Annotated in this window: 20 protein-coding genes; 13 read left to right on the top strand and 7 right to left on the bottom strand. The window is 72.5% G+C overall.

What is annotated here, in order from left to right; all coding sequences use genetic code 11:
• The first annotated feature begins 98 nt into the window (after positions 1-98).
• The 3 genes from ACP4IX_RS10290 (at position 99) to ACP4IX_RS10280 (ending at position 2,358) form a co-directional block, all read left to right on the top strand.
• Positions 99-452 carry an STAS domain-containing protein gene (locus ACP4IX_RS10290; RefSeq protein WP_426522631.1) on the top strand — a complete coding sequence of 118 codons (354 nt, stop codon included), beginning with the start codon at positions 99-101 and terminating at the stop codon, positions 450-452.
• Positions 449-1,378: an anti-sigma factor RsbA family regulatory protein gene (locus tag ACP4IX_RS10285; RefSeq protein WP_426555315.1), complete on the top strand. Its 930-nt coding sequence runs from the start codon at positions 449-451 to the stop codon at positions 1,376-1,378. The genes ACP4IX_RS10290 and ACP4IX_RS10285 overlap by 4 nt, the downstream gene beginning before the upstream one ends.
• A gap of 134 nt (positions 1,379-1,512) precedes the next feature.
• Positions 1,513-2,358, top strand: a complete 846-nt coding sequence (locus tag ACP4IX_RS10280; protein ID WP_426522629.1) for an RNA polymerase sigma factor SigF — start codon at positions 1,513-1,515, stop codon at positions 2,356-2,358.
• A gap of 13 nt (positions 2,359-2,371) precedes the next feature.
• On the opposite strand, the gene ACP4IX_RS10275 is transcribed toward ACP4IX_RS10280, so the two are convergent.
• Complete coding sequence (locus tag ACP4IX_RS10275; RefSeq protein ID WP_426555314.1) at positions 2,372-3,451, bottom strand: Ku protein; 1,080 nt, start codon at positions 3,449-3,451, stop codon at positions 2,372-2,374.
• Between the two features lie 217 nt (positions 3,452-3,668).
• Here ACP4IX_RS10275 and ACP4IX_RS10270 point away from each other — a divergent pair, with 217 nt between their 5' ends.
• Positions 3,669-4,796: a lipid II:glycine glycyltransferase FemX gene (locus tag ACP4IX_RS10270; protein ID WP_426522689.1), complete on the top strand. Its 1,128-nt coding sequence runs from the start codon at positions 3,669-3,671 to the stop codon at positions 4,794-4,796.
• Between the two features lie 41 nt (positions 4,797-4,837).
• Here ACP4IX_RS10270 and ACP4IX_RS10265 read toward each other — a convergent pair whose 3' ends face one another.
• The gene (locus tag ACP4IX_RS10265) at positions 4,838-5,578 is read right to left on the bottom strand and encodes a class I SAM-dependent DNA methyltransferase (protein WP_426555313.1); all 741 of its coding nucleotides are present in this window, start codon (positions 5,576-5,578) and stop codon (positions 4,838-4,840) included.
• A 121-nt stretch (positions 5,579-5,699) separates the two neighbouring features.
• Between ACP4IX_RS10265 and ACP4IX_RS10260 the strand changes: the two genes are divergently transcribed.
• The gene (locus tag ACP4IX_RS10260; protein WP_426555312.1) at positions 5,700-6,398 is read left to right on the top strand and encodes a type 1 glutamine amidotransferase; all 699 of its coding nucleotides are present in this window, start codon (positions 5,700-5,702) and stop codon (positions 6,396-6,398) included.
• 3 nt (positions 6,399-6,401) lie between these two features.
• Here ACP4IX_RS10260 and ACP4IX_RS10255 read toward each other — a convergent pair whose 3' ends face one another.
• Both ACP4IX_RS10255 and ACP4IX_RS10250 read right to left on the bottom strand, forming a co-directional pair.
• Positions 6,402-7,577, bottom strand: coding sequence for a GDSL-type esterase/lipase family protein (locus ACP4IX_RS10255; RefSeq protein ID WP_426555311.1), 1,176 nt, complete (start codon positions 7,575-7,577; stop codon positions 6,402-6,404).
• Positions 7,578-7,611: 34 nt separating this feature from the next.
• Positions 7,612-8,250 carry a TetR/AcrR family transcriptional regulator gene (locus ACP4IX_RS10250; RefSeq protein ID WP_426555399.1) on the bottom strand — a complete coding sequence of 213 codons (639 nt, stop codon included), beginning with the start codon at positions 8,248-8,250 and terminating at the stop codon, positions 7,612-7,614.
• 243 nt (positions 8,251-8,493) lie between these two features.
• Between ACP4IX_RS10250 and ACP4IX_RS10245 the strand changes: the two genes are divergently transcribed.
• The 6 genes from ACP4IX_RS10245 to ACP4IX_RS10220 all read left to right on the top strand — a co-directional run bounded on the left by ACP4IX_RS10245 (position 8,494) and on the right by ACP4IX_RS10220 (position 13,188).
• Positions 8,494-9,075 (top strand): GNAT family N-acetyltransferase, encoded by a 582-nt coding sequence (locus ACP4IX_RS10245; RefSeq protein WP_426522624.1) that lies wholly within the window; start codon positions 8,494-8,496, stop codon positions 9,073-9,075.
• 110 nt (positions 9,076-9,185) lie between these two features.
• Positions 9,186-9,776: a DUF488 family protein gene (locus tag ACP4IX_RS10240; protein ID WP_426522623.1), complete on the top strand. Its 591-nt coding sequence runs from the start codon at positions 9,186-9,188 to the stop codon at positions 9,774-9,776.
• A gap of 24 nt (positions 9,777-9,800) precedes the next feature.
• Positions 9,801-10,766, top strand: a complete 966-nt coding sequence (locus tag ACP4IX_RS10235) for a hypothetical protein (protein ID WP_426555310.1) — start codon at positions 9,801-9,803, stop codon at positions 10,764-10,766.
• Between the two features lie 71 nt (positions 10,767-10,837).
• Positions 10,838-11,143: an SCO0607 family lipoprotein gene (locus tag ACP4IX_RS10230; RefSeq protein ID WP_426522621.1), complete on the top strand. Its 306-nt coding sequence runs from the start codon at positions 10,838-10,840 to the stop codon at positions 11,141-11,143.
• Between the two features lie 265 nt (positions 11,144-11,408).
• Positions 11,409-12,230, top strand: a complete 822-nt coding sequence (locus ACP4IX_RS10225; protein WP_426555309.1) for a hypothetical protein — start codon at positions 11,409-11,411, stop codon at positions 12,228-12,230.
• A gap of 94 nt (positions 12,231-12,324) precedes the next feature.
• A complete protein-coding gene (locus ACP4IX_RS10220) occupies positions 12,325-13,188 on the top strand; it encodes a DMT family transporter (RefSeq protein WP_426555308.1) in 864 nt (287 codons plus the stop codon).
• A gap of 205 nt (positions 13,189-13,393) precedes the next feature.
• Here the strand turns inward: ACP4IX_RS10220 and ACP4IX_RS10215 are convergent, their stop codons facing one another.
• Positions 13,394-13,696: a hypothetical protein gene (locus ACP4IX_RS10215; protein WP_426555307.1), complete on the bottom strand. Its 303-nt coding sequence runs from the start codon at positions 13,694-13,696 to the stop codon at positions 13,394-13,396.
• 449 nt (positions 13,697-14,145) lie between these two features.
• Here ACP4IX_RS10215 and ACP4IX_RS10210 point away from each other — a divergent pair, with 449 nt between their 5' ends.
• Entirely contained in the window at positions 14,146-14,628 is a 483-nt protein-coding gene (locus ACP4IX_RS10210) for a hypothetical protein (RefSeq protein WP_426522617.1), read from the top strand.
• A gap of 70 nt (positions 14,629-14,698) precedes the next feature.
• On the opposite strand, the gene ACP4IX_RS10205 is transcribed toward ACP4IX_RS10210, so the two are convergent.
• Together ACP4IX_RS10205 and ACP4IX_RS10200 are read right to left on the bottom strand one after the other, a co-directional pair.
• Positions 14,699-17,083, bottom strand: coding sequence for a glycoside hydrolase family 65 protein (locus ACP4IX_RS10205; RefSeq protein WP_426522616.1), 2,385 nt, complete (start codon positions 17,081-17,083; stop codon positions 14,699-14,701).
• Positions 17,080-19,470, bottom strand: a complete 2,391-nt coding sequence (locus tag ACP4IX_RS10200) for a phosphoketolase family protein (RefSeq protein ID WP_426555306.1) — start codon at positions 19,468-19,470, stop codon at positions 17,080-17,082. Before ACP4IX_RS10200 ends, ACP4IX_RS10205 begins: the two co-directional genes overlap by 4 nt.
• A gap of 615 nt (positions 19,471-20,085) precedes the next feature.
• On the opposite strand from ACP4IX_RS10200, the gene ACP4IX_RS10195 reads away from it, so the two are divergent.
• Entirely contained in the window at positions 20,086-20,769 is a 684-nt protein-coding gene (locus ACP4IX_RS10195; RefSeq protein WP_426522614.1) for a TetR/AcrR family transcriptional regulator, read from the top strand.
• Positions 20,770-20,914 lie beyond the last annotated feature (145 nt).

Here is a 20,914-nt window from a genome sequence, read left to right as displayed (position 1 = left end):
CCTCAACGCCGTACGGCGCCCGATCGCGATAGGCTGCCTGGCCGGACGAGGCGCCGTGGGGCGGACGGACACCCGACGGATTCCGAAGGAGATCGAGTGTGGATGCCACAGGCCCCACGGACGGCCCGCCCCGGGTGCGCGGCGGGGCCGTGCTGGAGGTGGGCCCGCTGCCGGGCCGTCCCGGCATCCGTGCCAGTGGAGAGATCAGCGTGACCACCCGCCTGTCCTGGGAGAGGGCCCTCACCGAGCTGTCCAGGCGGCACGCGGACGTGTCCTACGTGGAACTGTCCGGCGTGCGGTTCGTCGACGTGGCCGGGGTCACGGCACTCGCCGTCACCGCCATGAACCTGCCCGGCGGACGGGTCGTGGTGGAACAGCCCCCGCCGCAACTCCCCCGCGTCCTGGAGCTGTTCTGGCCGTCGCTGCACCGGATCGAGGTGGCGCCGCGATGAGCACGGTGAACACCGACGCGCACTTCGCGCATCCCGCGCTGTTCTACCGCTCCGAGGGCGAGTACACCGACCGGACGGTGGCGTTCGTCCGGGAGGGGCTCGCCGCGGGCGAGCCGGTGGCGGTGGCCGTGCCCGCCCCCAACCTGGAGCTGATCAGGGCGGGCCTGGGCACGGAGGCGGGGGACGTCTCCTTCCTGGACATGACGGAGGCCGGGCGGAACCCGGGGCGGATCATCCCCGGCGTGCTCAGGGCGTTCGCCGACGCGCACGCGCGCGAACGGGTGCGCATTATCGGCGAGCCGGTCTGGGCGGGACGCAGTACGGCGGAGTACCCGGCGTGCGCCCAGCACGAGGCGTTGATCAACGTGGCCTTCGCGGGCCGTTCCGCGACGATCCTGTGCCCGTACGACGAGACCCGGCTGGACGCGGACGTCCTGGCCGACGCCCTCGTCACCCATCCGACGGTCATCGCCGGGGGTCGTCAGCGGGCCAGCGAGGCCTACGACTGGCGTGCGGTCGTCGCCCGCTACAACGAGCCGCTGGGGCCGGCGCCGCACGCCGACGTCTTCGCCTTCGGTGCCGGGGAGCTGCCGGACGCGCGCCGCTTCGTCGTGGACCGGGCGACGTCGCTCGGGTTGGCCGAGCGACGGCTGCAGGACGCGGAACTGGCGGTGGCCGAGCTGACCACCAACAGCGTGGTCCACGGCGGCGGTCACGGGACGCTGGCGATCTGGGCGGAGGCGGGGCAGGTGGTGTGCGAGGTCCGCGACAGGGGCCGGCTCACGGATCCGCTGGCCGGCCGCCGGCCCCCCGAGCACGGTCAGATCGGCGGCCGTGGCCTGCTGCTCGTCCACTACGTCGCGGATCTGGTGCGCGTGCACACGATGGACGACGGCACCACCGTCCGCTTCTACCTCGGGCTCTGAAAGGGCGTCGGAACGCCCCCGGCCCACCACGCCGACCGCAGAAGCATGCATGGTGCCCTTGACCCGGGGTAGGCGGTCTCTCGTCGGACGACAGGCCGACAGTGACGGGGGCCGATCGACTGGGAGGGCACATCATGGCGACGACGACCGCACAGACCACCGAGCCGACCACCACGGGCATGCCGGAGGTAGCGGATCCGTCCAAGGTGGCGCCCAAGGACGCGCGGGAGTTGTCGAAGCTGTTCTTCGAGCAGCTGGCGGTGCTCGAAGAGGGCACACCCGAACACCAGTACGCGCGCAACACGCTGATCGAGATGAACATGTCCCTGGTCCGCTTCGCGGCCGGCCGGTTCCGCAGCCGCGGACCGGAGGAGATGGAGGACATCGTCCAGGTCGGCATGATCGGCCTCATCAAGGCCATCGACCGGTTCGAACTGACCCGCGAGGTCGAGTTCACCTCCTTCGCCGTGCCGTACATCGTCGGCGAGATCAAGCGGTTCTTCCGTGACACCTCGTGGGCCGTGCACGTCCCCCGGCGGCTTCAGGAGGCCCGTGTCCAGCTGGCCCGCGCCACCGAGGAGCTGCGCAGCCGGCTGGGCCGCAACCCCACCACCGCGGAACTGTCCGAACTGATGAGCCTCCCGGAGGACGAGGTCGTCGAGGCCCGGCTGGCGGCCAACGGCTACAACTCCGCCTCGCTGGACGCGGCCATCAACGGCAGCGAGGACGGCGAGTCGGCGCTGGCCGACTTCATCGGCGCGGACGACTCCGCGCTGGCGCTCGTGGACGACTTCCACGCCCTGGCCCCGATGATCGCCGAGCTGGACGAACGCGACCGGCAGATCATCCATTGGCGGTTCGTCGAGGAGCTCACCCAGAAGGACATCGGTGAACGCCTCGGCGTCTCGCAGATGCATGTGTCCCGGCTGATCTCGCGCCTGCTGGCCCGCCTGCGGGAGGGCATGCTCGCCACCCACTGAGCGGCGGCTGCCTTCACGCGGCTGTCGGCTTCTTCCTGCGGCCGGTTCCGGACCCGACGAGGGCGTCGATGAGCTGTTCGCGGCTCATCTTCGACCGTCCGGCGATGTTCCGGTCGGTGGCCCGCTGATAGAGCTCCGTCTTGCTGAGCTCCCGCAGCTCGCCCCGCTTCGGCGGCGCCTTGCGGGAGGGCGCGGTGGCCTTCTTCCGCGGGTCGGTGCCCTTCTTCTGCGGCCCGGTGCCCTTCTTCTGCCGTACCGGGGGCTGTTCGGCGCCGGTGCTCCCCGCCTTCGCGGGTGACTGACCGCCGGCGGCCCCCTTCGCCTGCTCCAGGCTGCCCCGCAGGACTTCCATGAGGTCGACGACGTTGGTGGCCCGGGGTGCTTCCTCCGCGACGGCGATCTCCTTGCCCTCGGCCTTGGCCCGGACCAGCTCGCGGACCTTCTCCTGGTAGGTGTCGTGGTAGCGGGCGGGGTCCCAGGGACCGCTGAGGGCGTCGACGAGTCGCATCGCCATGTCCAGTTCCTTGCCCCGGTCCGCCCGGCCCGAGGGCAGCTCGGGAAGCTCCTCGACCGGGTCGCGGACCTCGTCGGCCCAGTGCAGCGTCTGGAGCACCAGGACCTCGTCCTCGGCGCGGAGCGCGGTCAGGTACTGCCGGTTGCGCATGACGAAGGTGGCGACACCGACCTTGCCGGCTTCGGCGAGGGCGGTGCGGAGCAGCTCGTAGACCTTGAGGTACTCCTCGCCGCGCGGGGCGAGGTAGTACGTCCGGTCGAAGTACACCGGCGCGATGCGGTCCAGGTCGACGAAGTCGGTGATCTCGAGGGTGCGGGACCGGCCCGGCGCGATCTCTTCCAGTTCCTCCGGCTCGACGACGACGTACTCGCCCTCGCCCACCTCGTAGCCCTTCACGATGTCGCCGGAGTCGACCTCCTCGCCGGTGCGCTCGTTGACCCGCCGGTTGCGGATCCGGTCCGAGGTGCCGCGCTGCAACTGGTGGAAGTGGACCGTGTGGTCCTGCGTCGCCGAGAACAGGCCCACGGGCACCGAGACCAGCCCGAACGTGACGACACCTGTCCAGATCGCCCGCGCCATGACCGTCCGCTCCGTCCGTCCCGCCCGTACCGCCCACCCCGTCCACGCTGACATCCCGCCCCCGGACGCGCGCGCCGGACGACGCACACGGGTGGGCTGCACGGCGACAGCGCGCGCACCGGCCGCGGCCGGTATTCCCTGTGAGGTGCGGGACGGCGACCGCACCCCGCGCATCGGCCGTCTCTCCCCGAACGACGTCGAACAAAGGGCACTGTCCATGGACTGTCACGTGAAGACGATCACGCGCGAGGAACATCTCCGCTTCGTCTCGGCCCGGCCCTCCGTGAGTCACCTGCAGACCCCCGCGTGGGGCGACGTGAAGCCGGACTGGCGGGCGGAGAGCCTGGGCTGGTCCGACGAGCGCGGCGACCTGGTGGGAACCGGACTGGTGCTGCTGCGGCCGTTGCCGAAGCTGAAGCCGAAACGGTATCTGGCCTATCTGCCCGAGGGTCCGGTCATCGACTGGGGCGCGGCGGATCTGGAGCGGTGGCTGGAGCCGATGCTCGCGTACCTGAAGGAGCGGGGCGCCTTCTCGGTGAGGATGGGGCCGCCGGTGGTGGCCCGGCGCTGGAGTGCCGAAGCGGTCAAGGCGGCGATCGCCGATCCGGGCGCGCGACGGCTGGGGGACGTGGAGGCCACCGTGTGCGAGCCCGGGGCCGACGCCGTCGTCGAGCGGCTGCGCCGGATGGGCTGGCGGCGGACCGAGCCGGGGGGCGAGGACGGCTTCGCCGCGGGCCAGCCGCGCTACGTGTGCCAGGTACCGCTCGCCGGACGGTCGCCGGCTCAGCTGCAGAACGGGTTCAACCAGCAGTGGCGCCGCAACATCAAGAAGGCCGAGAAGGCCGGCGTCAAGGTCGTCCGGGGTGACCACGAGGACCTGCCGGCGTTCTACGAGCTCTACGTCGAGACCGCCGAACGGGACCGGTTCGTCCCGCGCCCCCTCGCCTACTTCCAGCGCATGTGGACCGCGCTGACGGCCGAGGACCCCGACCGCATGCGCCTCTACCTCGCCCATCACGACGGTGAGGTGCTCGCCGCGGCCACGATGCTGACCGTCGGGGAACACGTCTGGTACTCCTACGGCGCGTCCACCGGCCGCCGGCGCGAGGTGCAGCCGAACAACGCGCTCCAGTGGCGGATGATGTGCGACGCCCACGAGCTCGGCGCGGCCGTCTACGACTTCCGCGGTATCACCGACACCCTGGACGAGGACAACCACCTGCTCGGCCTGCTCCGGTTCAAGGTGGGCGCCGGCGGCGAGGCCGTCGAGTACCTCGGTGAGTGGGACCACCCGCTCAACAAGGTGCTGCACAAGGCCCTGGGCCTGTACATGGCGCGGCGCTGAACCGTCCGGCGCTGAACCGTCCGGCGCCGGACCGGTCCCGGTCAGTCGGCGGGCTTCTCCCAGACCGATACGTGGCCGCGGCTCTCGTGGGTGAACGGCTTCCGGGTCCACCCCTCCCACCGGTCGCGCAGCCGCAGGCCGGCGAGCCGGGCCATCAGGTCGAGTTCGGCGGGCCACACGTACCGGAAGGGGTAGTACTCGTACTCGGGGCGTCCGTCCACGAGGGTGACGTAGTTCGAACTCATCGCCTGGGTGGCGGTGTCGTAGGTGTCGAACGCCCACCCGCCGGGGCCGATACGGAACGGCACGGCGGTCTGTCCCGGGGGCAGCAGGCGCAGTTCCGGGACGCCGACCTCGATGACGAAGCAGCCGCCGGGTGCCAGGTGGGCGGCGGCGTTGCGGAAGCAGTCGACCTGGGCGTCCTGCGTCGTCAGGTTGTTGATGGTGTTGAAGACGAGGTACGCCACCGTGAACGTGCCCGGCACCCGGGTCGTCGCGAAGTCGCCGATGGTCACCCCGACGGCGTCGCCGCCCGGCTTGGCAGTCAGCCGGGAGGTCATGGCCCGTGACATGTCGATCCCGTGCACCGGGACCCCGCGGTCCGACAGCGGCAGCGCGATCCGGCCGGTGCCGACGCCGAACTCGAGGGCGCGTCCCTCGCCGGCCAGCTCGGCCAGCAGGTCGACCGCGGGGACCACCGCGTCGGGCGTGAACCTGTCCGCCGCCGACTCGTCGTACCGCGCGGCGACGCTTTCCCCGAAGTAGCCGTCCTCATCAGACATGCGGGGACCGTACCTCTCGTCAGGTCGCCGACGCCTGCGATTTTCCGCCGCGCACGGGGCCGCGTACGCGGGCAGCGTAGAGCAGGATGTGGTCCGGAGAACGACGAACGAGGGGCGGGCGATGTCGCGGCTGCTGGTGGTGCAGAACGGTCCGGGCGGGGGACCCGGCCGGTTCGGTGACTGGCTGGTCGCCGAGGGGCTGTCCCTGGACGTGGTGCACGCGTACGCCGGTGCGCCGCTCCCCCGTCGTCCGGAGCACGAGGGCGTCATGGTGCTGGGCGGCGGCTACCTCCCGGATGACGACCACCGCGCGCCCTGGCTCGCCCCCACCCGCGCACTGGTCGCCGAGGCGGTGGAGCGGGACGCTCCGGTGTTCGGTGTCTGTCTCGGCGGGCAGCTCCTCGCGCAGGTCGCGGGCGGCACGGTGCGGGGCGACCACGGCGAGCCGGAGTTCGGCAGTACGCCGCTCACCCTGCGGTCGGAGGCCGGGCGTGATCCGCTCTTCCACGGGCTGCCCGAGCGGGTGACGGCGGTCGAGCACCACGTGGACGCGGTCACCGCCCTGCCGCCGGGCGCCGCCTGGCTGATGGAGAGCGAGAGGTGCCCGTACCAGGCGTTCCGGGTCGGCGACCGGGCGTGGGGCGTGCAGTTCCACCCGGAGGCGGGCGCGGACCGGGTCCGGTCGTGGGATCCGGAGCGGCTACGGGCCAGGGGCCTGGACCCGGCGGAACTCTCCCGCCGGGCGCAACGCGACGAGCCCGCGGCGGAAGCCGTCTGGCGCGAGGTCGCCCGGCGCTTCGCCGCGGTCGTCGGGGCGTGAGGGTCAGCCGGAGAAGGCACCGCCGCCGGTGAAGACCAGGCCGGCGAAGCGTTCGCCGATGCGGCGGTGGGTGGCCGCGTCCGGGTGGAGGCCGTCGGGCAGGGGCAGTTCGGCGGCGTCGGCCTCGCCGTAGAGGTCACGGCCGTCTAGGTGGTGCAGGTTCGGGTCGTCGGCCGCGCGCTGGGCCACGATCCGGGCCAGCTCGTCCCGGATGACGTTCAGGGTCAGTTTCCCGCTCGCGCGTTCCGCCGGGTCGCCCGTGGCCACGAAGCGCAGCCGTCCCTCGCCGAGGCCGGCGAGGTCGGGGGCGAGGGGGCCGGGGGTGTCCTCGTGGAGGGGGCACAGGACGGGCGAGACGACCAGCAGCGGGGCGGTGGGATGGCCTTCGCGGACGGTGTCGAGGAAGCCGTGCACGGCGGGGCCGAAGGCACGCAGACGCATGACGTCGTGATTGACCACGTTGATACCGATCTTGACGCTGATCAGGTCGGCGGGGGTGTCGCGCATGGCCCGCGCGGTGAACGGGTCGAGCAGGGCGCTCCCGGCGAGGCCCAGGTTGACGAGTTCGACGCCGCCGAGGGACGCGGCGAGTGCCGGCCACGTGGTGGTGGGGCTCGCGGCGTCCGAGCCGTGGCTGATCGAGCTGCCGTGGTGCAGCCAGACCCTGCGGCCCGGGTCCGGGGCGGGCTCGACAGGGGCGTCGGTACGCAGGGCGACGAGCTCGGTGGTCTCGTTGTGCGGCAGCCAGATCTCGATGTCCTTGCTGCCCTCGGGCAGCCCGGCGAAGCGCAGGGTGCCCACGGGGCCGCGCTCCACGCCCGCCGTGCCGGTGGTCATGTCGATGGTCAGCACGTCGCCGCCCGCGACACTGCCCTGGCCCGCCGGGCGCCCGTCGACGAGCAGGTCGTACAGGCCGTCCGGGCGGGGCGGGGCACCGGCGTAGACCCGCTTGGTGGGCACGGTGTCCAGCTCGAGGGCGGTGGCCCGGGTGCGCAGGGCCAGGCGGACCCCGGAGGGCTGGGACTCGGCCATGGCCAGCTGTCCGTCGGTGTTCTGGGCGCGGGCCCGGGCGGGCAGCCGGTGCGGCAGCAGGCCGCGCTCGGTGCGTTCCAGGTCGAGGGCGCCGCGCAGGAGGTCCTGGGTGATCGGCGTGGTGATCCAGTCGTCGTGGGTGTGCATGCCGCCTCCGGCTGATGGCGTGATGGTGTCGGTGTCACGGCGCGGGGTCGGCCGGTCGGGGCTGCCGGTGCGAGGTCCACCGGCCGGGGCTGACGGTGTGCGGTTCACGCGCGGGCCAGTTGCGCAGCAGGGCGTCGAGGGCGTCCACGATCCGTGCCCACGTCTCCTCGGTGTCGGGTGCGCTGTGGCTGAAGCCGCCGCCCATCTCCAGGCTGACGTAGCCGTGGAAGACGCTGCCCAGCAGGCGTACCGCGTGGGTCTGGTCGGGTTCCGCCAGGTCGTAACCGCGCAGGATGGCCCGGGTCATCCGTGCGTGGCGCACGCCCGCACTGGCCGCCGCCGTCTCCGGGTCGAGCCGCAGCTGGGCCGCGGCGTAGCGGCCGGGGTGTTCCCGGGCGTAGTCGCGGTAGACGTCCGCGAAGGCGGCGAGGGCGTCCTTCCCGGCCCGTCCGGCCAGTGCCGTGCTGCCCCGGTCGGCGAGTTCGGCTAGGGCGAGCAGCGCGATCCCCGTCTTGAGGTCATGGGAGTTCCTCACGTGCGAGTACAGACTCGCGACCTTGACGTCGAAGCGCCTGGCCAGCGCGGAGACCGTCACCTGCTCGAAGCCGACCTCGTCGGCCAGTTCCGCGCCCGCCCGCACCAGACGTTCCGTGGTCAGCCCCGCACGCGCCATCATCATCTCCTCATTCACCTGAACCGATTAAACATTTACCTAATCCCTTTAGGCAACTTCGCCCCGGAGGCAGGCGGGCCGGGCAGCAGGGCAACTCGGTGGGCGCCTGCACAGCGGCGGCCCCGGCCGCCTGCCGCCCGGCCGCGGCAGGCGGGCGGCCGCGCGAGGTTCGCCACGGTCCGGGCTCCGTCGACAAGGTGATCGCGTGAGGGGTGTTCCGCGACGCGCGGTTAGGATCCCGAAATGATCGAAGGCGAATTGACACGGTTGCGCGCGCTGCGGTCCGAGGACGCGGCACACCATCTCCGGTGGCGCAACGATCCTCAGGTGGTGCGCTGGGCCGCTGCCGGTGACCCGTGTTTCGGCCCCGTGACGGCGGAGGCGATCTCGGCCGCCTTCGACACCATGCTGCGGCTCAGCCCCAGGGAGTCGGCCGTGTTCACCGTCGAGGACGTGTCCGGCGGCGGGGTGATAGGCATGGCCGACTACCGCGACCTGGACCCGTACGCCGGGGTGGCCACCCTCGGCATCACCATCGGCGACAAGGCGTTCTGGGGGCGCGGCCACGGGTCGGAGGCCGTACGGCTGCTCATGGACCACCTGTTCGGAGCGTACGGTCTCCACCGGCTGGAACTGGACACCTGGAGCGGCAATGAGCGCGCCATGCGCTCTTTCGCCAAGCTGGGCTTCCGTGAGGAGGGCCGCCTCCGCTCGGCCGTACTGATGGAGGGGCGGCGCTACGACCGGGTGCTGTTCGGCATCCTGCGCGAGGAGTGGTCGGCGCTCGGGGCCGGCCCGCACGCCCAACGGCGCACGTTCGGCTGACGGCCACCGCTCGGCACCCGCCCGGGCGGGTCCCGTTCCGGGCCGCGGAGCGGTCGGCGTGACCGTGGAACAGGAGGCATGGACGCAAGCAGCCGGGGGACCCCGACCACATGTCCCCGCCTCACCTGGTCACGTTCGGGCACGGCACCGCGGGCCGCACGTCGCTGGCCGAACTGCTGCGCGGTGCCGGGCTCGCCGCCGTGGTCGATGTCAGGACGGCGCCCGGCAGCCGCCGCGATGCCGACCTGCTCCGGGAACGGCTCGCCGGGTGGCTGCCCGAGGAGGGCCTCGCCTACCGGTGGGACCGGCGTCTGGGCGGTTTCCGCAAGCCGGCACCGGACTCACCCGACGTCGTCTGGCGCAACACCTCGTTCAGGGGGTACGCCGGTCACACCCGCACGCCGGAGTTCGTCACCGCCATGGACGAGCTGCTGGATCAGGTGGCGCGGGAACGCACCGCGGTGATGTGCGGCGAAGCGGTGTGGTGGCGGTGCCACCGACGCCTCATCGCCGACTTCGCCGTGCTGGCCCGCGACACCCCCGTGGACCACCTCATGCACGACGGCCGCCTGACGGCCCACTCCCCCACCCCGGGTGCGCGGCTGCGGACGGACGGCCTTCTCGTCTACGACGACGAGGAGGCGGCGGCCGAGCCCGCCGCCTCCCGGCCCGCGCGGTCCCAGCGGTCGTGGAAACCGTAGGGGCCGAGGCGGGGACGGAGGAGCATGCAGCGCAAGGGCGGAAACCACCGGGAGACCGGTGACCGGCACGTGGAACCGGTCGATTCGGTCCTCGAACAGCTCTACGCCACGCCGCCGTCCGACTTCGTCTCCCGTCGGGAGGAACACGTCGCGGCCGCCAGAAAGGCCGGTCGCAAAGAGGACGCGCGTCGGATCCACGCCGCACACCGGCCCACGCTCGCGGCCTGGGCGGCGAATCTGCTCAGACGCTCCCGGCCGGAGGAGAGCGAGCGGTTCCTGGAGCTGGGCCATGCCCTGCGCGAGGCACACCGCACGCTCGACGCCGCCGGTCTCAAGGAGCTCTCCGCGCAGCGTCGGCGCATCGTCGCCGCCCTGTCCCGGCAGGCCGCCCGGCTCGCCCACGAGGCCGGACACCCGCTGTCGGAATCGGCGCAGCGGGAGGTCGAGTCGACGCTGCGCGCGGTCCTCGCGGACCCGGACGCGGCCGACCAGTGGGCCGGCGGACGCCTGGAGGTCTCCCTCACGCCTCCGTCGCAGTTCCCCGCGGGCGCCGCCCGGGCGGAGGCCGCGCCGCGCGAACGGCCGGCCCGGCCGGATTCCCCGCGCGCCGCCGGCGGCACTCGGGCGCAGGACGAACTCGCCGAACGGCGACGCAAACGGCAGGAGGAACTCGCGCGGGCCGAACAGGCTGCGGCGACCGCCGCGCGGCAACTGCGTGACAGACGCGCGGATCGGGCCGACGCCGACGCGTCACTGCGGCGGGCCGACGAGGAACACGACCGGGCCCGGGAGGAGGTGTCCGCCGCCGAGCGGCGACTGCGGCAGGCACGCGAGGATCTCGCCCGGGCCGGACGGGAGCAGCGGGAGGCCGAGGAGCGGCGGCGTACGGCCGCGGACGCGCTGGCCCGGGCCGAGCGGGAAGCGCAGGAGACCGCACGCCGGGTGGACCGTTCGGCCGGCCGGGGCAGGCAGTCCGGCCCGTCCCGCTGAGTACCCGTACTCATGAGGCGCCTGCTCCCGTCGGGGAGGCTTGCCGTACCAGACACGCAGGAGGAGTCAACATGCGTACCACCAGCCGACTTCACCGGCCGGCGCTGGGCCTCGCCCTGGCCTGCGCGACCGCTGCCGCGGTGTTGACCGGCTGCTCCACGGAGCAGGCGACCTGCGGCGGCGGCGAGTACCCGGTCCTGGCCATCGGCAGCACCGGCAGTGCGTGCGTGCCGGACGGCGAGGAGCCGCCCGAGGGATACACCCGCTACCCGGAGGGCAAGGTCCCGGAGCACGTCGGCGACACGTGGGACACCTACTGGCAGACCCACACCGTCGACAGGGAGGGAAAGGTCGTCGAGGTGTCCGACGGCGGGTGAGTCCGGGTACCGACGCTCCGAACGGACGCACGAGGAACCCGCGTGACATACCACGTTGACGGCTTTACGTGGTATACCGGCCCGGCAGCAAACAGGGGAACAACAGGCACCGTCCATCCGTACTATCTGTGTGTCAGCACAGCCGGTGGCAGTCTCGCATTCCCCGCTGCCGGGCGCCGACCGGGCATGGTCCCCATGTCCCGCGCCTGATGTCCCGCCGTTCCTCACGAGCCTTCACGGCCGCGAATCGAGGAGAGTCACCACCATGTCCGAGACCACACAGCAGGCCGCCACCCAACTGGCTTCGCAGTACAGCGTCCAGGTCACCGATGACCTGGAGCGCAACGTCAAGGAGCAGGAACGCATCAGCGAGGAGATCACGTCCCTGCAGCAGCAGCTGGCCTCGCTGCAGCACGACCACGCACTGCTGGTGAACATGCAGCAGGCGCTCGGCATCACCGGGCCGCCGGCCCGGCCCGCGACCGCGCCGCAGCCCGACGCCGCGGCTGTGCCCGCTCCCCGTGACAGTGCCGCCACGGAACCGGCCTCCGGGAAGCGGACGCGGAACGGGAAGACCGGCACCGCGCCCAAGCGCGCCGCCACCGCCGCGAAGTCGGGTGCCAAGCCTGCCGCGAAGGCCGGCGCCGCCCCTGCCGCCAAGCCGTCCCCCAAGGCCGCCAAGGCCGCCAAGACCACCAGGAAGCCGGCGGCGAAGAAGGCATCGGCGCAGGCCACGTCCGTGTCCACCGCTCCATCCGCTGCCTCGTCCGACTCCGCGTCCGCTTCCGGGTCCGCGAAGCAGGTCGCCGACCGGCCCACGTTGGTCGAGCTGGTGCGCAAACACCTCGTCGAGCAGAGCGGGCCGCGCTCGGCCGCCGAGGTCACCACGGCGCTCGGGCAGGCCCACTCCGGACGCACCATCAAGACCACGGTCGTCCGCACCACTCTCGAGGGACTCGTCGCCAAGAACCAGGCCCAGCGCACCAAGCAGGGCACCTCGGTCTACTACACCGCCACCGACGCACCGGAGCCGAAGCAGAAGCAGGACGCCGGGACCCGGACGCCGTCCCCGCAGAGCGACAGCTGACGGCCGCGGCACCCGGCACCACCGGTCGGTGACATCCGCGTCCCTCGCCGTGGCGCGGCGCGCGGTCGGGGGGAAACCGGGTGAAGATCGGTGGATGGGTGTTGTACTGCCGGTGCTCTTCGCACTCCTCGCCGCGTTCAGCAACGCGCTGGCCACCGTGCTCCAGCGGCGCGCCGCGCTGACCGTGCCGCAGTCCCAGGGGTTCCGCCCGGGGCTCGTCATCGACCTGTTGCGGCGGCCGGTGTGGATCGGCGGCATGCTGGCCGTCGTCGTCGCCGGTGTGGGGCAGGCGGTGGCTCTGGCGACGGGGCCACTGTCACTCGTACAGCCGTTGTTCGTGCTGGAACTTCCGCTGGCCCTGCTGTTGGCCTCGCTGATGACCGGCCGCCATCTGCCCCGCGCCATGTGGCTCGCCGTGGGCGGGGTGGTCGTCGGACTCGGTGTCGCGCTGGCGTCGGCCGCTCCGGACGCCGGCGAGGCCGCCGTGCCCCTCGATCGCTGGCTGCCCGCGCTGGGGGCCTGCGCCGGGGCGGCCGTGCTGCTGGCAGCGGCCGGTCTGAAGCGCCCCGTCGGCAAGGCCCGCGCCGGTTGCCTCGGTGCGTCCACGGCGGTGTGGTACGCCTTGACGGCCGCACTGATGAAGGACTCCATGCGCGTCCTGGACACCGACGGTGTGGTCGGTTTCCTGACCACCTGGCAGACGTACGGCTTCGCCGCGGCCGGTGTGTGTGCCGTGCTCCTGCTGGAACACGCCATGCAGGGCGGGCCTCTCGTCGCCTCCCAGCCGGCCCTCACCCTGGGGGACGCGACGGTGAGTCTCCTGCTCGGTGTGCTCCTCTACCGCGAGGACGTGCGCACGGGGTGGTGGGTCGTGCCGCAGTTGCTCGGCGTCGCGCTGATCGTCGTGGGCGTCCTCACCCTCGCCCGGCGCGGCATCGACCTGCGCACCGGGCGGTGAGCGCCGCGCCGGCCCGGGTGGCGACCCCCCGCTCGCCCCGTACCTCGCTCCGTCCATGGCTGACCGGCCGCGTGCGGCCGGTACGCACCGGCGAGGGACGGGGCGTCAGTACCCGCCCGGCCTTGGCCGTTCTCGCGGTCGGGCGGGGTTCGGCGTCTGAGCGCCGCTTCGGCTTCTGAGCGTCCCGCGGGCACGCCACCACACGTCACCGGCGGAACCCGTACGCCTGCCGCAGCCACCGGTGCAGTGCCGCGTGCACGCTGCCGGGGAGCTCGCTGAGCTGTGCGATGGCGGCCCGGTCCCCTGCGGAGGGCGCGATGCCCGCTGCGGTCAGAAGGGCGAGCAGGTCCAGGCGGCGCAGGTCGACGGGGTCGATGCGGCAGGGGACGCGCTGGGCGGGGTCGGGCGGCTGGAGCAGGAAGTCGCCCTGTGTGTCGTGGGAGCGCGAGCGCGCCGGGTCGGCGGCAGTCGGGGCAGTCGGGGCAGTCGGGGCAGTCATCGTGTGCATACCGCGGTCCTCCACTTGATGGGTCGCCGTTCTTGACGGGATGAGACACCGGGGCGGCGACGGCGGTTGCGGGCCGGCCCGACGACCACACGGTCGACGCAATCGGCGCCTTATCGCATGAACCGACCCGGCACGGGCGCCGGCCGGCAGGCGTCACCTCTGGCCGGCGACCGTCGCCCACGGTCGTGCCGGGGTGAGAGGGTGCGGGGTGCGCATGTCGATGCCCGTCTCCCACTCGGGCCACTGAAGGCGGTGGGCTTGCGTCTGCCCACCGCAGAATCCGCAACCCCCTGGAGCGGACAGTTGACCTGCAGGTGGTTCCGGTGAGGCGAGGAGCCCGACTCCCGAGCCCTGCTCCGTACGAGTGGTGCATCCCGGGACACGGCCTTACGGTCGGTACGGGTGAGGGAGAGCGGAGACACGTGACCCCGAGACGGCCGGGAGCAGACATGGGCAGAAACCCGAGGAGGGCAGCGGTCACACTGTGTGCCGCCGCCGCGCTCGCGATACCCCTGGGCGCCGCCTCCGCCGCACCGTCGGCGGACGACACGACACAGGAGCAGGCACAGGCACAGGCACAGGCACAGCAGGCGCAGACCCCCGTGCTGGTCGGCTGTTCCTGGCAGCCGGAGGTACGTCCCGAGGCGTTCCTGCTCGCCTGCGGTGACGGCAACAGCCGTCTGGTCTCGCTGCACTGGGTCCGCTGGGACACGAACGCCGCGGTGGGCCGGGGCACCAACGCCATCAACGACTGCGACCCCTACTGCGCCGCGGGCACGTTCCACTCGTATCCCGTGACCGTTCGGCTCGACCAGCCGCGACCCTGGGAGAAGGACCCGGGAGAACAGCACTACACCCGGATCACCCTGACCTACACCGACGGCAGGCCGGACGGCTTCCCCCGCGTGGTGACCTACCCCCTGTGGGACTGACCTGCGGGACCGGCCTGCGGGACCGGCCTCCCGGTCCGACCTGCCGGAACCGTTGGTTCCGGCCGGTCGGTCAGTCCGGGAGCGCCAGCCGGCAGGTGTCGCCCGGCTGGAGTCGCACCGCGCGGTCCGGCAGCCGGACGTCGATCGGCCAAGGACCGGACGACGGCACGGCGATCTCCAGCCGGCCGTGCTCCAGCCGGAGTCGCACGCCCCAGTGGCCCTGGTAACGGATCGAGAACCCGTACGACGACAGCTCCGGCAGCGGCACCGGGTTCAGCCACAGGGCGCCCGCGCGGGTCTCCAGTCCGGTCAGGCCGCGCTGGACGAGGTCCAGGGTGCCGGCCATGGCCCCGAGGTGGATCCCCTCGCCGGTGGTGCCGCCCTGGAGGTCCGCGACGTCGCCCTTGAGCGCCTCCTGGCAGAACGTCCAGGCCTCGGCGCGGCGGGCCCGGGCCAGGATCCAGCCGTGGACGAGCCCGCTGAGGGTGGAGCCGTGGCTGGTGCGGGCCAGGTAGTAGTCGACGGTGCGCTGCCAGGTCCTCTCGTCCAGGCCGTAGCCCAGCCGCTCGAAGAGCGAGCGGAGTTCGGCCGGGGAGAAGAGGTAGCCCAGCATCAGTACGTCGGCCTGCTTGGACGCCTGGTAGTTGTTGACGCTGTCGTCCTCGGCCTCCAGGACACGGTCCAGCCGCCGGATGTCGCCGTACCGTTCGCGGTAGCCGTCCCAGTCGAGCTCGGCGAGGTCGCCGTAGCCCTCGAACTGGCTGACGACGCCGTCGTGGAAGGGGACGTGGAGGGTGCGTGAGACGCTCTCCCACTGTTCGAGTTCACCGTCGTCCAGAACGGTGCGCTCGACGAGTTCACGGCGGCGGGGTCCGGGCAGGTCGGCCAGCACCTCCAGGGTGCGGGCCAGGACCCAGGCGGCGGTGACGTTGGTGTACGCGTTGTCGTCGAGGCCCGGCTGCCCGGCACCCGGGTAGGCCTCGTGGTACTCGTCGGGGCCGACGACGCCGCGGATGCGGTGCCGTCCCAGGTGCTCGTCCCAGGTCGCGGAGTCCGCCCAGAAACGTGCGATCTGCAGGAGCATCTCGGCACCCTTGGTGTGGAGGAACTCGGCGTCGCCACTGGCCTCGCAGTACTGCCAGACGTTGTACGCGATCGCCGACCCCACATGGTGCTGGAGGTGCGAGTGGTCCGGGAGCCAGCGGCCCGAGTGCGGGTTGAGGTGCAGTTGCTGGGTCTCCTCACGTCCGTCGCTGCCGCTCTGCCAGGGGTACAGCGCGCCTCGCCTGCCGATCGCGCGGGCGGCGGCGCGGGCCCGTTCCAGGCGGCGGTGACGGTAGTGGAGCAGGGCCCGGGACACCTCGGGGAAGTGCAGGTTGAGGTAGGGCAGGACGAACAGCTCGTCCCAGAAGACGTGTCCGCGGTAGGCCTCACCGTGCAGTCCGCGCGCCGGTACACCCACGTCGAGGTCGGCGGTGTGCGGGGAGAGGGTCTGCAGCACGTGGAAGAGGTGCAGGCGCAGGATGTTGCCCGCCTCGCCGGGTACGTCGAGTTCGGCGCGGCGCCACAACTGGCCCCAGGCCGTCCGGTGCGTCACCAGCAGTTCGTCGAAGCCGGGAGCGTCCGCCACCCGGTCGACGGCGGCCTGCAGAGGGTCACTGATCGCCGGGTCGCGGGAGGTGTGCAGGGCCACGAGCTTGTCGACGGTGACGGTACGGCCCGGCTCCGCGCGCAGCGTCGTGCGCTGGGTGACCCGCAGGTGCTCCCGTGCCCGGGTGACGGGCGCGTCGGCCGTCGTGCGGGCCGCCATGCCGACCCGGATGTCCGAGGTGCGGGTGCGGCAGCGCAGCCACACCGTGCCGTCGTCCGCCCCGCCGGTGTGCACGTGGGTCAGGTGGCGCCCTTCCAGGTCCCGGTAGCGCGGCACCCCGGAGTTGGTGACGCCGCCGTCGAGGGCGGCCTCCACGTCGAGGTCCGCCGTTCCGGCGTCGACCGTGAACTCCGTGCGCAGCGCGGCGAGGTGGGGATCGGCCATGTGCACCATGCGCAGCTGGCGCACGGACAGCACGCGTCCCCCGCCGAGCCCGAACTGGGTGCGGCGCTCCAGAACGCCCGAGTCCAGGTGCACGGTCTGCCGGTGGTCGAGCACCTCCGCGGTGTCCGGCGTCAGCCAGTCCCCTCCGTCGGCCCGGAAACGCAGCGGCAGCCAGTTGGGGAGGTTGACCATGTCTTCGTTCTCTACGTGCCCCACCTCTCGGCCGGCGACGGTGGAGGTCAGCCGGTTGTAGCAGCCGGCCACGTAGGTGCCCGGGTAGTGCACGTCGTCCGCGGCGCACTCGGGCAGCGCTCCGCGGGTGGCGAAGTAGCCGTTGCCGAGCGTGCACAGTGACTCGCGCAGCCGCTCGTCCGCGGGGTCGTAGTGGTCGTAGTCCCAGGTCGAGGGCGTCGCCGTCACTTCGAGCCCTCCCAGGACCAGTCGGCGACCTCGGGCAGGTCCACTCCGTGTTCGCGGATCCAGTCGTGGTGGCGCACCCGGGTGTCCTCCATCCGCTGCCGTACGGCCGCCGCGCGCACGGCGAGGCCCGGTACGCGGTCGATGACGTCCATGACGAGGCGGTAGCGGTCCATGTCGTTGCCGACCACCATGTCGAAGGGGGTGGTGGTGGTCCCGATCTCCTTGTAGCCGCGCACGTGCAGGTGCGCGTGGCCGGTGCGCCGGTAGGCGAGCCGGTGGATCAGCCAGGGGTACCCGTGGTAGGCGAAGATGACCGGCCTGTCCGCGGTGAACAGGCCGTCGTACTCGAAGTCGCTCATGCCGTGCGGGTGTTCCCCGCTGGGCAGCAGCCGGGCGATGTCGACGACGTTGACGACACGAACGGCGAGCCCGGGCAGGTGGCGGCGGACGAGCTGGGCGGCGGCCAGTACCTCCTGGGTCGGGACGTCGCCCGCGCAGGCGAGCACCGCGTCGGGTTCGCGGGTGCCGTCCTCGGTGCCGGCCCAGTCCCAGATGCCGGCGCCGCGCGCGCAGTGGACCCTGGCCTGTTCCATGGACAGCCAGTCGAAGCAGGGTTGCTTGCCGGCGACGATCACGTTGACGTAGTCGCGGCTGCGCAGGGCGTGGTCGGCGACGGACAGCAGGGTGTTGGCGTCCGGCGGCAGGTAGACCCGTACGGCCTCGGGGCTCTTGTTGAGGATGTGGTCGACGAAGCCGGGGTCCTGGTGGGAGAAGCCGTTGTGGTCCTGGCGCCACACGTGGGAGGTGAGCAGGTAGTTGAGGGAGGCGATGGGGGCGCGCCAGGGCAGGCGGCGGGTCACCCTCAGCCATTTGACGTGCTGGTTGACCATGGAGTCGACGATGTGGACGAAGGCCTCGTAGCAGGAGAACAGTCCGTGCCGGCCGGTGAGGAGGTAGCCCTCCAGCCAGCCCTGGCAGGTGTGTTCGGAGAGGATCTCCATCACGCGGCCGTGCCGGTCGAGGTTCTCGTCGACGGGCAGGGTCCGTTCCTGCCAGGCCTTGCCGCTGGCGGCGTAGACGGCCTGGAGGCGGTTGGAGGCGGTCTCGTCGGGGCCGACGAGGCGGAAGTCGCGCCGGTCGGACGTGGCGTCCATGACGTCGCGGAGCAGGTCGCCGAGGACCCGGGTGGGTTCGTGCGTGCTCGCGCCGGGTGCGTCGACGGGGACGGCGTACTTCTCCAGCGGCGGCAGCGGCAGCTCGCGCAGCAGCAGTCCGCCGTTGGCGAAGGGGCCGGCCCCCAGTCGGCGCGCGCCCTGGGGGACGGCGGCGAGGACGTCGGGGCGTGGTGCTCCGGTGGCGTCGAACAGTTCCTCGGGCCGGTAGGAGCGCAGCCACCGCTCCAGCTGCCTCAGGTGTTCCGGGTCGGTCCGTACGGCGGACAGGGGGACCTGGTGGGCGCGCCAGGTGTTCTCCACGGGCAGGCCGTCGACCTCGGCCGGGCCGGTCCAGCCCTTGGGGGTGCGCAGCACGATCACCGGCCAGCGGGGCCGGCTCGTGGCGCCGTCCTCGCGGGCGGCGCGCTGGAACGCGGCGATGCGGTCCAGGGCGGTGTCCATGGCCTGGGCCATCGCGCGGTGGACGACGGCCGGATCGTCGCCGGTGACGTGGATCGGGTCGTGGCCGTAGCCGCGCAGGAGTTCGTCGAGTTCTGCCTCGGGAAGGCGGGCGAGCACCGTCGGGTTGGCGATCTTGTAGCCGTTGAGGTGCAGGATCGGCAGGACGGCGCCGTCGTTCACCGGGTCGAGGAACTTGTTGGAGTGCCAGGACGTCGCCAGCGGCCCGGTCTCCGCCTCGCCGTCGCCGATCACGCAGGCGACCACCAGGCCGGGGTGGTCGAAGGCGGCGCCGTAGGCGTGCGCGAGCGAGTAGCCGAGCTCCCCGCCCTCGTGGATGGAGCCCGGCGTCTCGGGTGCGACATGGCTCGGCACGCCGCCGGGGAACGAGAACTGCTTGAAGAGCCGGGCCATTCCGGCCGCGTCCCGGGTGATGTCCGGGTAGGTCTCGGTGTACGAACCCTCCAGCCACGCGTTGGCCAGTACGGCGGGCCCGCCGTGGCCGGGGCCCCAGACGCACAGGGCGTCGAGGTCGCGGGCCTTGATCACCCGGTTGAGGTGGGTGTGGACCAGGTTGAGGCCGGGTGAGGTGCCCCAGTGGCCGAGCAGGCGCGGCTTGACGTGCTCCGGGCGCAGTGGCTCGGTCAGCAGGGGGTTGGCCATCAGGTAGATCTGGCCGACGGACAGGTAGTTCGCGGCGCGCCAGTGGGCGTCCAGGCCGACGAGCTCCTCGTCCGTGAGCCCGCGGGACGCCTGCTGGGGGTCGACGGACATCGGGGGTCCTTTCCGTGTCGGGACAGCGGTCGGGCCGCGTGGGCACGGGGGTGCCCGTCCACATCCCAACCCTGCGCGGACCGCTCGGGTACCCGACAGGGCCGTTCGGGTCACGTGGGTTTCCGCCGGTACCGCGCGTATCCGGCGGCGCCGGCCGTCGAGCGGCTCCGGCATCCGGGCGCTGTCCGCCTCCCGCGGCATCCGAGTCCGTGCCTGGCACCAGGAGCACGGCCGGCACCGGCGCCGACCCCGGCGCCGACCGTGCTGACGCACCGTGTACCCCAACTCTGCAGCAGTACGCAGGAGTTGCCCCGGCCGCACGGCGGAGGGCAACGCGCCCCGCCGGTCACTGCCGCCCCGAGGAGCACACACTGGCGATACCCCGGGGCCACTCTCTCGCGGTCCTTCCTGGCGACGCCCAGAGGGTGAAGCCGGAAGGAGAGTGCGCCGTGTTCCTCGTTCTTCGGCGACGTCCCTGGAAACCGAGGGACCGGGCGACCGCAGCTGCCCGGCAGGAGGTGTCCGGTCGGCCGGGGCCGGCCCGCCGCCGGACGTCGACCGCGTTCGGGAACCGGCGCCCCCCCTAATTTTGCATGACGTGCATCTTTGCATACCATGCAACTTATGTCGGAGAAGAGCGCCGCAGGGGGCGGGCTGCGGGAGCGGAAGAAGCGGGCCACGCGGGCCGCCCTCACCGAGGCCGCGATACGTCTGGCCGCCGAGCACGGCGCGGAGAAGGTCACCGTCGAGGCGATCAGCGCCGCGGCCGGGGTATCGGTGCGCACCTTCTTCAACTACTTCGACACCCGCGACGACGTCTTCGTCCTGACCGGCGCCGAGACCAGCGCGCACGTGCGCCGGGCGCTGCTCGCCGCACCGGCCGCCCTCACCCCGCTCGAAGCCCTGCGCGACGCCCTGGCGGCGGAGCTGGCCGAGGCCGAGCAGCAGCGCGAGCTGTGGCGGCTGCACGGTGAGGTGCTGCGCGCCGCGCCGCACCTGTTCGTGCGCAGTCTCGGCGCGCACCTGGCGGACGAGACGGAACTGGCCGAGGCCATCGCAGAACGGATCCGCTTCGGCACCGGCGTCCCCGCAGGCGCACCCGCACCACCGGCCGCGTCCGACGAGGAGCGGCGCCAGGCCCTGGACCTCTACCCCCGGCTACTGGCCGCGGTGGCGGTCACCGCCGTCCGGGTCAGCATCGATCACTGGTGCGCCCGCCCGAAGGAGCGCGCCTTCCGCGACGTGTTCCAGGAGGTGTTCACCCTCCTCGCCGCCGGACTGCCGGCGCCGCCCGCGTAGTCCACCGCACCGGCCGTCCGGCTTCCGAGCCGCCCCAGTGCCACCACCGTCCGACCCGCGCGCCCGAGGACCGACGTCCCCGCCCGGACTGCGCGGATCACCGATCACCACCGTCGAAAGAGAAGTCGTGACCGCAGCTCAGGCG

The sequence above is a fragment of the Streptomyces sp. WG5 genome (assembly GCF_049974565.1).
Classification (GTDB): domain Bacteria; phylum Actinomycetota; class Actinomycetes; order Streptomycetales; family Streptomycetaceae; genus Streptomyces.
The sequence above is the reverse complement of the archived record's forward strand: the minus strand, read 5'-3'. Positions and strand labels throughout refer to the sequence as shown.

Excerpts from the sequence above, each read along its gene's own strand:
- ACP4IX_RS10285 (WP_426555315.1), top strand. The coding sequence starts at position 449 with ATGAGCACGGTGAACACCGACGCGCACTTCGCGCATCCCGCGCTGTTC.
- ACP4IX_RS10280 (WP_426522629.1), top strand. The coding sequence starts at position 1,513 with ATGGCGACGACGACCGCACAGACCACCGAGCCGACCACCACGGGCATG.
- ACP4IX_RS10275 (WP_426555314.1), bottom strand. The coding sequence starts at position 3,451 with ATGGCGCGGGCGATCTGGACAGGTGTCGTCACGTTCGGGCTGGTCTCG.
- ACP4IX_RS10270 (WP_426522689.1), top strand. The coding sequence starts at position 3,669 with ATGGACTGTCACGTGAAGACGATCACGCGCGAGGAACATCTCCGCTTC.
- ACP4IX_RS10265 (WP_426555313.1), bottom strand. The coding sequence starts at position 5,578 with ATGTCTGATGAGGACGGCTACTTCGGGGAAAGCGTCGCCGCGCGGTAC.
- ACP4IX_RS10260 (WP_426555312.1), top strand. The coding sequence starts at position 5,700 with ATGTCGCGGCTGCTGGTGGTGCAGAACGGTCCGGGCGGGGGACCCGGC.
- ACP4IX_RS10255 (WP_426555311.1), bottom strand. The coding sequence starts at position 7,577 with ATGCACACCCACGACGACTGGATCACCACGCCGATCACCCAGGACCTC.
- ACP4IX_RS10250 (WP_426555399.1), bottom strand. The coding sequence starts at position 8,250 with ATGGCGCGTGCGGGGCTGACCACGGAACGTCTGGTGCGGGCGGGCGCG.
- ACP4IX_RS10245 (WP_426522624.1), top strand. The coding sequence starts at position 8,494 with ATGATCGAAGGCGAATTGACACGGTTGCGCGCGCTGCGGTCCGAGGAC.
- ACP4IX_RS10240 (WP_426522623.1), top strand. The coding sequence starts at position 9,186 with ATGTCCCCGCCTCACCTGGTCACGTTCGGGCACGGCACCGCGGGCCGC.
- ACP4IX_RS10235 (WP_426555310.1), top strand. The coding sequence starts at position 9,801 with ATGCAGCGCAAGGGCGGAAACCACCGGGAGACCGGTGACCGGCACGTG.
- ACP4IX_RS10230 (WP_426522621.1), top strand. The coding sequence starts at position 10,838 with ATGCGTACCACCAGCCGACTTCACCGGCCGGCGCTGGGCCTCGCCCTG.
- ACP4IX_RS10225 (WP_426555309.1), top strand. The coding sequence starts at position 11,409 with ATGTCCGAGACCACACAGCAGGCCGCCACCCAACTGGCTTCGCAGTAC.
- ACP4IX_RS10220 (WP_426555308.1), top strand. The coding sequence starts at position 12,325 with ATGGGTGTTGTACTGCCGGTGCTCTTCGCACTCCTCGCCGCGTTCAGC.
- ACP4IX_RS10215 (WP_426555307.1), bottom strand. The coding sequence starts at position 13,696 with ATGCACACGATGACTGCCCCGACTGCCCCGACTGCCCCGACTGCCGCC.
- ACP4IX_RS10210 (WP_426522617.1), top strand. The coding sequence starts at position 14,146 with ATGGGCAGAAACCCGAGGAGGGCAGCGGTCACACTGTGTGCCGCCGCC.
- ACP4IX_RS10200 (WP_426555306.1), bottom strand. The coding sequence starts at position 19,470 with ATGTCCGTCGACCCCCAGCAGGCGTCCCGCGGGCTCACGGACGAGGAG.
- ACP4IX_RS10195 (WP_426522614.1), top strand. The coding sequence starts at position 20,086 with ATGCAACTTATGTCGGAGAAGAGCGCCGCAGGGGGCGGGCTGCGGGAG.